This is a genomic window from Bacillus sp. FAU18 (assembly GCF_056033885.1).
Map to the genome: position 1 here is coordinate 1,249,257 of NZ_JBVYHZ010000003.1, position 10,837 is coordinate 1,260,093.

The window sequence follows — 10,837 nt, forward strand, 5'->3', positions numbered from 1 at the left end:
CATTAGTGAAAACTGAGCATATCAGCGATCTCTTGCAGCGCGTCCTCGGTCAGTTCTTGATCATCATAATCGCTGATCGTCTTTTCTGTTTCGCTTTTGTTCTGGCAGTGTTCGATCAGCTGTAATAAAAATTGACGGCATGTTTCGCTAAGCTGTTCGATGGTTTTGCGCTGAAAGCGGGCATTGTCATAAGTCATATTGACAGTCAATTTTCCTTCTGCAGCGATTGCACTGATATCCAGCGACTGTTCACGGTTCCATGTTGTGCTGATATCACCTCCGGCACCCAGCGGAGAGAATGAGAAGGCGTCCTCCTCAGGTACTTCAGCTGTGCGGCCGCTTTCAAATTGACCAAGATAATTGAAGCTGATTTCTGGTGCCCCTATGAAATCGATGTCTTTTTTGCCAGGCGGCGTCAAATATTTGATGACACCGTAGCCGAATCCTTTGTCAGGTACACGTCTCAGTGTATCTTTTGTTGTTTTTAGCACATGAACCATGTATTCTTCCGAGTCTGGCAAGTCTGCGTTCAGTTTAATCAATAACGGATAAATGGCGGTAAACCATCCAACCGTCCGGCTCACATCTATTCCTTCTAATACATCCTCTCGCCCGTGGCCCTCTAATGATAGTTTGAAGGCGGATTGATTGGTCCAATGGCGCAGCGCAAGAATGACAGAAGCGAGCAGCATGTCCTGCGTATCAGTGTTATATGCGCTGTTGGCGTCTTTTAAGAGTGCTGCTGTCTCTATATCGTTTAAGGTAAACGAAATTGTGGACCGTTGTCCCTCGTGTGCTCTAGTTCCATCGATTTGATCAAAAGGCAATGCCTCTGTTTGATACTCTTCGGCTTCGCGCCAATACTTGAGCTGTTTCATTAGCTGCTGGCTTTCAGCGTAGTCAGAGAGCTTTTTCGCGTACGCTTTAAACGAGCTTGTTTTAGGCGGCAGTTTGATATCCTCCCCGCCAGCAGCTTGGCGATACCCTAAAGCCAAATCTTCAAGCAGAACCCGCCATGAGATGCCGTCAACGACGAGGTGATGAGCAGATAAAAATAAGAAATCACCGTCAATTGTGTGGAAAAGACCGGCTTGCAGCAGCGGACCATTCTTCAAATCCATTTTCTGCTGAATATCAAGTACATGGCGTTTGATAATAGGCTCATACGCTCTATTTCCATCAGTGCCGTCCGGAGCTGATAAATCAATCATCTGAAGGCCGTACAACGCGTCGTCCGAATGACTGAGCGGCCGATTATATTGATCCCACTTTCCTTGTTCATTCTGTGTAAACACCATTCGCAGCGCATCATGATGACACGTTATTGCTTTTAACGTTTTTCGCAGTGCGTCTTCTTGTACAGAGGTGCTTCGATGCAGCATTACGGACTGATTAAAATGGTGTTTTTCTTTTATATCTTGAGAAAGAAACCATTTTTGAACAGGCGACCATTGTACATCTCCCTCAACCGCAGCTTGGCTGGAACTTGTATCTGAATCACGGATATAAGCTGCCAATTCTTGAATGGTCGGATGGCTAAACAAATCTTTCACTGCCATTTGCTTGCCTATCCGGTGAAGCCGCGCAGATACCTGTAACGCTTTGATCGAATCTCCGCCAAGTTCAAAGAACGAATCAGCTGTTCCGATCTTTTCTGCCCCCAGTACTTCTTTCCATATATCTGCCAGTATTTGTTCCATTTTGCTGGCTGGCGGGAGGAATGGACGTTCACCTTCGTGGTTGTATACAGGTTTTGGAAGAGCTCCGCGATCCAGCTTGCCATTTGGTGACAATGGAAGTGAGTCCAGTTTTTCAATAAACGCAGGGTGCATAAACACCGGCAGCTTGTTTTGTAATTCTGAGCGTACAGCACTTGTGCTCAACTCTGGTTTTGTCACCACATAAGCACTTAATTCGGTTTGTCCTGACGCTGTTACATGAGCAACTACTGCGGCGTCTTTTACACCATTTATACACCGGATGACCGATTCAATTTCTTTCGTTTCTACACGGTATCCTCTGATTTTGACTTGATCATCGATTCTTCCGAGATATTCGAGTGTTCCGTCGGCCATCCATCTGGCGGCGTCTCCTGTTCGGTACATTCGTGTTTCGGGTTTAAATGGATTCTGCGTGAATGCTCTCTCTGTCAGTTCTGGAAGATTGACGTACCCTCTTGCAAGTCCTGTTCCTGCTATACAAAGCTCTCCCGCAACACCGATTGGCTGAAGCTGATGATTGCTATTTAAAATCAGCACTTGAGTCCCGTCAATCGGCTGGCCGATGCTTACGTATGCCTGCTTTTCCATATGTCTCATGACGGTAGTCGCCACGCTGTTTTCTGTCGGTCCATATTCGTTGGCGAGTTCGGTATGCGGACATATAGCTAAGCTGCGGTCGATCAATTCGCGGTCAGCCGCTTCTCCCGCCAGTGTGACGACTCTAAGTGTCTTTACATCTTCCGGCTGCACTACGTCCAAAAGCGCTCGATATAAAACAGGCACAATAATCATATGTGTAATCCGTTGACGAGACAGCTGAGCCTTAATGGCCAGAATATCCTTCGCTTCCTCTTCATGAAGCAAAACAGCTTTTGCACCTGACAAAAGCGGTGTAAACATACTAGTTAAAAAGCCGTCAAATGAGAAAGAAAAGAGCTGCAGGATGGTATCTGTCTCGTTGAATGCATAAGCGTTTCGCCGCCACTGAAGAGTGTTGGCAATACCTTTATGCTCGACCATTACCCCTTTTGGACGGCCCGTCGTTCCAGAGGTATAAATGATATAAGCCAAATGATGGGCAGATGACATTTGCGGCAGCGGCGATTTGTCGTCTGCCTCTACGCTTTCTATCGTCAAGATCTCTCCTTCAAAGTCAGCAAGTACTCCCCGATCCGCTTCATTTATTGTCATCAGCAGTTTCGTTCCGCTGTCGCTGAGGATATAGCGTTTCCGTTCTGTCGGGTATTCAGGATCAATGGGAACGTAACAGCCTCCGGCTTTCCACACACCAAGTATGGATGCTATCATACTGAACGAACGATGCATCATGATGCCTACTGGTGTGTCCGGCTTAACACCCCGGCTGCGCAATGCACGTGCGATTCCATTGGACCACTCGTCCAACTCTTGATACGTCAGTGTTTTGTCTCCGCTGACAAGTGCAGAAGCTTTTGGTGTTCGTGCGGCTTGCTGCTCAAACAATTGACTGATTGTTTGAACTCCGTATTGATTCGCTTGCCCGGTGTTAAACTCATTAAGCAGCTGGTGCCGCTCTTCTTGGGTCAGGATGTCGATATGGTTGAGTGTCACCTCCGGGTTTTTACCGATGATGCTAAGTACATTTGTTAAATGCGATGCCCAGCGTTCAATGGTGGTTTTCTCGAACAATGCGGTTGAATATTCAAAAAGGAAATGAATGTTTCCGTCGCCCTCAGATGCCTGTAGTGTCAAATCGAATTTAGAAACGAGATGAGAAACTTGTGCCGGCTTCATTTGCAAATCATGAAGATGCAATGGCTCGTAATCATTATTTTGAACAACTAACATCGCATCAAACACTGGGTTCCGGCTCATATCCCGTGTCAATTCAAGCTTATCGACAAGCTCTTCGAACGGGTAATCCTGATGCTCAAAGGCTTTCAATGCTGTCTCACGCACTTCCTGCAAATACTGTACGAATGGCTTCCCGCCCTCCGGGCGCGTTCGAAGCCCCAGCGTGTTCACAAACATGCCGAGTATCGGCTCAAGATCCTTGTGCGGCCGGCCGGCAATTGGCGAGCCAACGATGATATCTTCCTGTCCGCTTAAGCGTGACAAGAACGCGGTGTAAGCCGCAAGGAGCACCATGTACAGTGTGCTTCCGTTTTCTCGTGCCAGCTTGTGAAGGCCTGATGCAACCTCTTGATCCAGCGTAAATGAGACCTTGTCACCCGCGAAGCTTCGCACCGGCGGGCGGGCATGATCAGCCGGAAGATCCAGCACAGGCAGCTCGCCCTCGAGCTGCTTCAGCCAGTACGCCTCCTGCGTTTTGTACGCGTCTCCTGTTTTGAATCCTTCTTGCCATGCGGCATAATCTTTATATTGAATACGCAGCGCCGGAAGATTCCGGTTGTTGTACAGCTCGCCGAATTCCCGAATCAGAATGTTGACGGAAACACCGTCTGAAATGATGTGATGCATATCAACCAGTAACAGGTGCCGCTCATCTGATACCTTTACGATTTGGGCACGGAACAGCGGCGCTTGGTTGAGATCAAACGGTTTGATAAATGCGGCTGCGGCCTCCTCTTCGGTTCGTGCGCCGAGAACTGTAGTCTGTAACGTAAACGGCACCTCGTCATGGATGCGCTGCACCGGATCGCCTCCTGCGTCCTGTTCGAAGGAGGTCCGAAGCGACTCGTGGCGCTTGATCAGCTCTTTGAAAGCTCTGTCCATCCTTTCAGGATCCAGCTTCCCTTCGAGCTCTAATACAGCCGGCATATTGTAGCCTGTCCCACCGTCCTCCAGCTGCTGAAGGACATAAATCCGCTTTTGGGCAGAGGAAACCGGATAGGTTTCCTGCTTTTCAGCCGGTTTTATCGCTTTATATGGACTGTCCGTTCCTTCACGGATAACGGCCGCCAGCCCTTCTACCGTCGGATGGGCAAACACATCTTTTAGCGGCACCTGTACATCGAATTCTTTGGCGATCCGTGAGACAAGCGCCGTTGCTTTTAAAGAATGTCCCCCGCGGTCAAAAAAGTTGTCGTGAATCCCGACAGGGCCATTTTTCAGCACGTCCTCCCACAGCTGAGAAAGCTTCATCTCAGTCACGTTTCTCGGCGCCGTGTAGGTCTCCGCATCTGCCGCTCCGTCAGGAGCTGGCAGGGCGTTTCGGGCGAGCTTTCCGCTTGGTGTAACCGGCCACTGTTCCATTTCTATCATATAGGCTGGGACCATGTAGCCCGGCAACAGTCTCTCAAGCTGCGCTCGGACTTCGTTTCTTCCGAGCCCTTCTACATAAGCGCATAATTCCGGCTCCCCGCTGTCTGTCCGTACGGTAACGGCCGCCTCTCTTACACCTTCTATACTTCTTAGTGCCGCTTCAATTTCTCCCGGCTCAATCCGGTAGCCGCGGATTTTCACCTGATCATCCGCGCGGCCGAGGAATTCAACATTCCCGTCAGGGAGCCAGCGCGCCACGTCTCCTGTTTTGTACATGCGTTCCCCCGGGTAAAACGGGTCTTCAAGAAAACGCTCCTCCGTTAATGCCGGCCGATTCAAATAACCTCTGGCAACACCCGCTCCGGCAATGTACAGTTCGCCGATACATCCAGCAGGCAGCATCTGCTGATTCTGATTCAGGATATATAATCTGACATGATGAACAGGTTTTCCAATTGGAATCCGTTCAAGTTTTTCATGCGGCGGACAATCAAAGAATGCAGCTTCAACGGTTGCTTCCGTTGGCCCATAGGAATTGGTTATTGAAACATTTGGAAGCAACTCGTAAAATCGGGAGACAAGATGGGTCCCCAGCTGTTCTCCCCCAGAAAACACTCGCTTGAGTCTGTTTGTCTTAATCGGTACAGAGCGATATTTTATATGTTCTAAAAATGCATGGAGCATTGAAGGCACAAAATGCATAGCTGTGATCTTTTGTTCTTCTATGGCCTTCACGATCACTTCAGGTTCTTTTTCGCCTCCCTGAGGAAGCAGATAAACAGAAGCTCCGGCATAAGGCCACCAAAACAGCTCCCATATTGAAGCATCGAATGAATAGGATGTTTTGTGCATAATCATATCTGAATGCTTTAGCTGATAGCGGGACTGTAGGGAATTCAAAAAATTCACCGCTGATCGATGTTCAATTTCAACACCCTTAGGCATCCCGGTAGAGCCGGATGTATAGATGACATAGGCTAAAGATTGCGGAAGAACGTTCACATTCGGATTGGACAAACGATGTGCCAGTCCGCTATTTGTCTGATTGAGATAGACAATCTCTCCTGTAAATGCCGGAATATGAAGGCTGGCAGACTGAAGGAGGAGAATGTTTGTACCGCTGTCCTCCAGCAGAAAGCTGATTCGTTCTTCCGGATAATCCGGGTCAATGGGCAGATAAGCGCCGCCAGCTTTAAGAATGCCATAAATGCCGATCAGCATTTCAGGCGAACGCCGGCCTATAATGGCAACAGTCGTTTCAGATTTTACTCCTCGTCCGATCAGCTCCCAGGCGATACGGTTAGCCTGTTCGTTCAATTCTTTATAGGTCATCGCTCCATCTTCAAAGATAACGGCCGTCTGATCAGGCGTTTTTGCTGCCTGCTGTTCGAGTGCATAGTAGAGAGTTTGATTCATTGAATAGCCCGTCTCCTCAAACGGATGGCATGATTCAATGAAATCTCTCTCTTCTTCTTTTGTTAAGATTGGAATATCGTCCAATTCTGTTTCAGGGCTGGCAGCTGTATGTTCCATAAGCGTGGTGAAAAGGCTGGCCCACCTTTGGATGGTTTCTTTCTCAAACAAAGCTGTACTGTATTCAAACTGACAGAAAAGCTCGGAATCATGTTCTGTAACGTATAGGGAAATATCAAATTTTGATATTGGGTGCTCCAAGTCGTTCCACTGAAGCTGTACATCATTCATTTTTAGCTTTTGCTGTTCCATATTCTGAAGGACTAGCGTTGTGTCAAACAAAGGATTCCGGCTCATTTCCCGCTGCACACCGAGTTTGTCCACAAGCTCTTCAAACGGGTAATCCTGATGCTCATACGCTTCTAGTGCCGTCTGTCTGACTTCTTTCAGAAATTCCTCAAATGTCTTATTACCCGCCGGGCGTGTGCGGAGAGCCAATGTATTGACGAACATCCCAAGAACAGCTTCAAGGTCGGCATGGGGCCGTCCGGCGATAGGTGAACCAATCACGATATCATCCTGACCGCTTAACCGAGACAAAAAGGCTGAATACAAAGCGAGAAGCGTCATATAAAGCGTGCTTCTGTTTTTATGGGCGAGCTGCTTTATGCGGGCCGTGATCTCTTTGTCCAATTGAAAGGTTACTTTTCCGCCTATGAATTGCCGTTCTGCCGGACGTCGTTTATCTGTTGGAAGCTCCAGTATAGGAAGGTCCCCGCTAAACTGCTGCTGCCAGTAAGTCTCCTGCTTTTGGTACGAGTCTCCCTTTTTAAATTTCTGCTGCCATACGGCGTAATCTTTATATTGGATCCGCAATGGCTTAAGCTGCCGGTTTGCATAAAGATCGGTAAATTCTCGGATTAGGAGCTGAACGGATACACCATCTGAAATGATATGGTGCATATCCACCAGCAATACATGCTTCTCGTTTGACACTTCTATAAGACCTGCTCTAAATAATGGCGCCTGGCTGAGATCAAAGGGACGGACAAATCCCTCGATAGTGGTCTCTTTACTTAACGTAAACGGCACTTCGGTGTGGATACGCTGAACCGGCTCGTCATCAGCTCCAGATACAAAGGAAGTTCGAAGCGGCTCATGCCGACTGATCAGTTCTTTACATACAGCAGACAGTTTGGCGACATCCAGTGCACCTTCCAGTTCTAAGACCGCAGGCATGTTATAGGCGACACCCTCATCAAGCTGTTGAAGCACATAGATTCGTTTTTGGGCCGAAGATACAGGATATGTATCCCTTTTTTCTGCTGGTTCAATTGCTGCATACGGATTTTGTTCTGCCTCTCGAATGATTAAAGCTAATCCTTCAACAGTCGGATGAGCAAAGATGTCCTTAAGCGAAACTTGCACATGGAATTCCTTTGCGATCCGTGACATAAGCACTGTTGCTTTTAACGAGTGACCGCCATTGTCAAAAAAGTTGTCTTGGATGCCTATATGTCCATTCTTTAGCACATCTTCAAATAGTTGCGAAAGCTTTGCCTCTAACAGATTTCGAGGGGCAGTATATGGGTTTCCGCTGATTGAAGCATCTGGCTCCGGAAGTGCTGCGCGATCTACTTTTCCGTTTGGGGTAAGAGGTATGCTGTCAACCCATATCCATTTCGCCGGAATCATGTATTCTGGGAGCTCACTAGCCATATAACTGCGTAAATCTATTGCATTCAGCTTTTGTACACTGCAATAGTAAGCGCATAATTCATGTTCACCGTTTTGATCTTGCCAGATGAGAATGGCAGCCTCACTAATGTCCGGATGATTCATTAACGTGACTTCGATTTCTTGCGGCTCGATTCGATAACCTCTGATTTTCACTTGATTGTCTGCCCGTCCGATATATTCGATGTTGCCGTCTTCAAGCCGTTTGGCCAAATCACCTGTACGGTACATGATCACACCAGGCCTGAATGGGTCGGATGAAAATTTGTCGCTTGTCAGTTTATCGTGATTGACATATCCTCTGGCAACACTTGCGCCGGAAATATAGAGTTCGCCTGGTACGCCGCATGGCTGAAGCTGTTTTTGATGATTCAAAATATATAGATCAGTACAGCCTATCGGTTTACCGATTGGCGGAAGCTCAGGAATATGGTCTCCAGGATGAATGGTATACGTAGATACCACATGAGTTTCTGAAGGTCCGTAATGATTGTGCAGGTGTATGCCGCGTTCACGCAATACATCTTGGAAAAGGTCTGAAATCATTAATTGTTCCCCGGCTGCGATCAGGTGTTTGACGCCATCAGGAAACGAGTTCGCTAGTTCACGCTCGCTGAAAATCATTTTGATAAAAGCAGTTGGGAGAAACACAATATTCGTCTGATGCTTGTTTATAAATGCAAACAGCTTAGGCACATCTCTTTTTATGGCTTCTGGCACGATGTGGAGTGTGCCGCCTTTCAGAAGCGCAGAAAATATTTCTTGATAGCAGACGTCAAAGGCAGGTGTCGCAAATTGCAGAACATCTGCTTCAAAGTCAATTCCAGAGTGAGTATATTCGAACTTCAGCAAGTTAGCCATGTTTCGATGCTCAAATTGAACACCCTTTGGTTTACCTGTTGTGCCTGATGTATAAATCATATACAGCAGATCGTCAGCATTGTTGACTGACTTTATGTTACTCCCGTCTACTTTGCTTTCGATATCTTCTGGATGAGTGATAATGTAATTGTCTTCTAACGATGAGGAGAGATGCGCTTGTGAAACAACATGCGAACAGCCGCAATCATGCAGAATATAACGGATTCTGTCAGCCGGGTAATGCGGATCAACCGGAACAATGGCGCCGCCTGCCTTTAAGATTCCAAGAACGCCGGTGATAAACGCCGCAGAGCGATCCATCATAATCGCAACGGGTTCCTGTCTCACAACGCCTTTCATTCGTAAATGCCGTGCCAATCTGTTAGCCGATTTATTCAGTTCTTTGTATGTTAACGAGCAGAATTGATCCTTTACAGCATGAGCATCTGGTGTCTTTTCCACCTGTTTTTCAAACATGGCATGGATGGTTTCGTAAACTGGTGTTCGATCTGTGATTTCTCCAATCAGCTGCCGCTTTTCAGTATCTGTCGTGATATCGATTTCTTCAGGTGGAAGATTCGGATTATTTAAGATTTGTGATACAGCATTCAGAAGATGCTCTTTGACAGAAAGCACAAAAGACCGATCGTGCTGCTCCGCATCATAGTTCATTTTGATATGAATTTCTTCCCCTGGCGCCACCATAAGATAAAAGCTGTAGTTGGTTTCATCTGCGACAGTGAAATTATGAATCTGAAAAAGATCAGAAGCATGTTCCTGTTTGTTCAGCATTTGAATCTCTTGCTGCACCGGATAGTTTTCAAATACGAGAATATGATCAATCAGCCCTTGCTTAACAGCTGAGCGGGATTGAATCTCATATAAAGGGTGGTAGCTGTACGCTTCAGCGGCAAGACGGTCTTTTTGCATATCTTTTAGAAGTTGAAGAAATGGCGTTTTTGCTCCCTGCACCCGAACCGGCATCGTATTAATGAAAAGACCTACCATATGTTCAATGCCTTCGATTTCCGCAGGCCTTCCTGAAATGACAGAACCGAATACGGCGTCATCGTTATTATTATATTTTTGTAGCAGAATGCCCCAAATGGTATGAAAAATCGTACTGAGTGTCACTTCTTCTCTTGCAGCAAGCTCTGAAAGTCTGCTGCTTTCTTCCTTAGAGAATGAAAATGTAACGTGTTCCTGCCTGCTTTTTCCCTTTGTTTTTTTCTGCTTCGGGAGCACGGTTTGCTGTTCGTGGCCGGAAAGATAATGCTCCCAATAAGAAACCGCCTGCTCTTTGTCTTGCTCCATCAGCCATTTGATATACTTTCCGTATGGCTGGACCGGCTCCAATGTTATTGGGGATGCATTTACATAAGATGCGTAAATATGCAGAAACTCCTTTAGCACAATGCTGAGGCACCAACCGTCCATCATGATATGATGAAAGGTCCAAATGCAAGAGTACTGGCTCTCTCCTGTTTGAATCAGAGCGATGTGCATGAGCACATCCTTTTGCAAATGAAACCCCCGGTCCCGGTCCTTTTCTTTCCATTGCTCGATAAACTGTGATTGCTCCGCCTCGTTTAAATGAGTAATGTCTTCTTCCAGTACGATGACATTTCGTTCTCTCAGAACAACCTGCTGGGGGGAGGAAACATTTTGGCTGATAAAAATCGTTCTGAAAATATCATGTCTTTCTACAAGAGCGTTGATGCTGTTTTGAAAAAACTGCGGGTTGACTTTCCCTTCTATTGTAAAAGAAGCTTGCTCAACATACGCCTGTGAATCTTTTTGCAGGAGGGAATGGAAAAGCATCCCTTCCTGCATGTAAGACAGCGGATAAATATCCTGAATTGAATTCGCTTTTGTCATGTTCATGTCTCCCTGTCACGATT

The 10,837-nt window shown here is 46.8% G+C and carries 1 protein-coding gene; it reads right to left on the reverse strand.

All coding sequences use genetic code 11. The annotated features are described in order from the left end of the window. Positions 1–2: 2 nt before the first annotated feature. Complete coding sequence (gene ppsD / locus AC0OMU_RS06510) at positions 3–10,814, reverse strand: plipastatin non-ribosomal peptide synthetase PpsD (RefSeq protein ID WP_474240992.1); 10,812 nt, start codon at positions 10,812–10,814, stop codon at positions 3–5. Positions 10,815–10,837 lie beyond the last annotated feature (23 nt).

Bases quoted from the DNA above. Each gene is read 5' to 3' on its own strand.
- ppsD (WP_474240992.1), bottom strand. From the start codon at position 10,814: ATGACAAAAGCGAATTCAATTCAGGATATTTATCCGCTGTCTTACATG.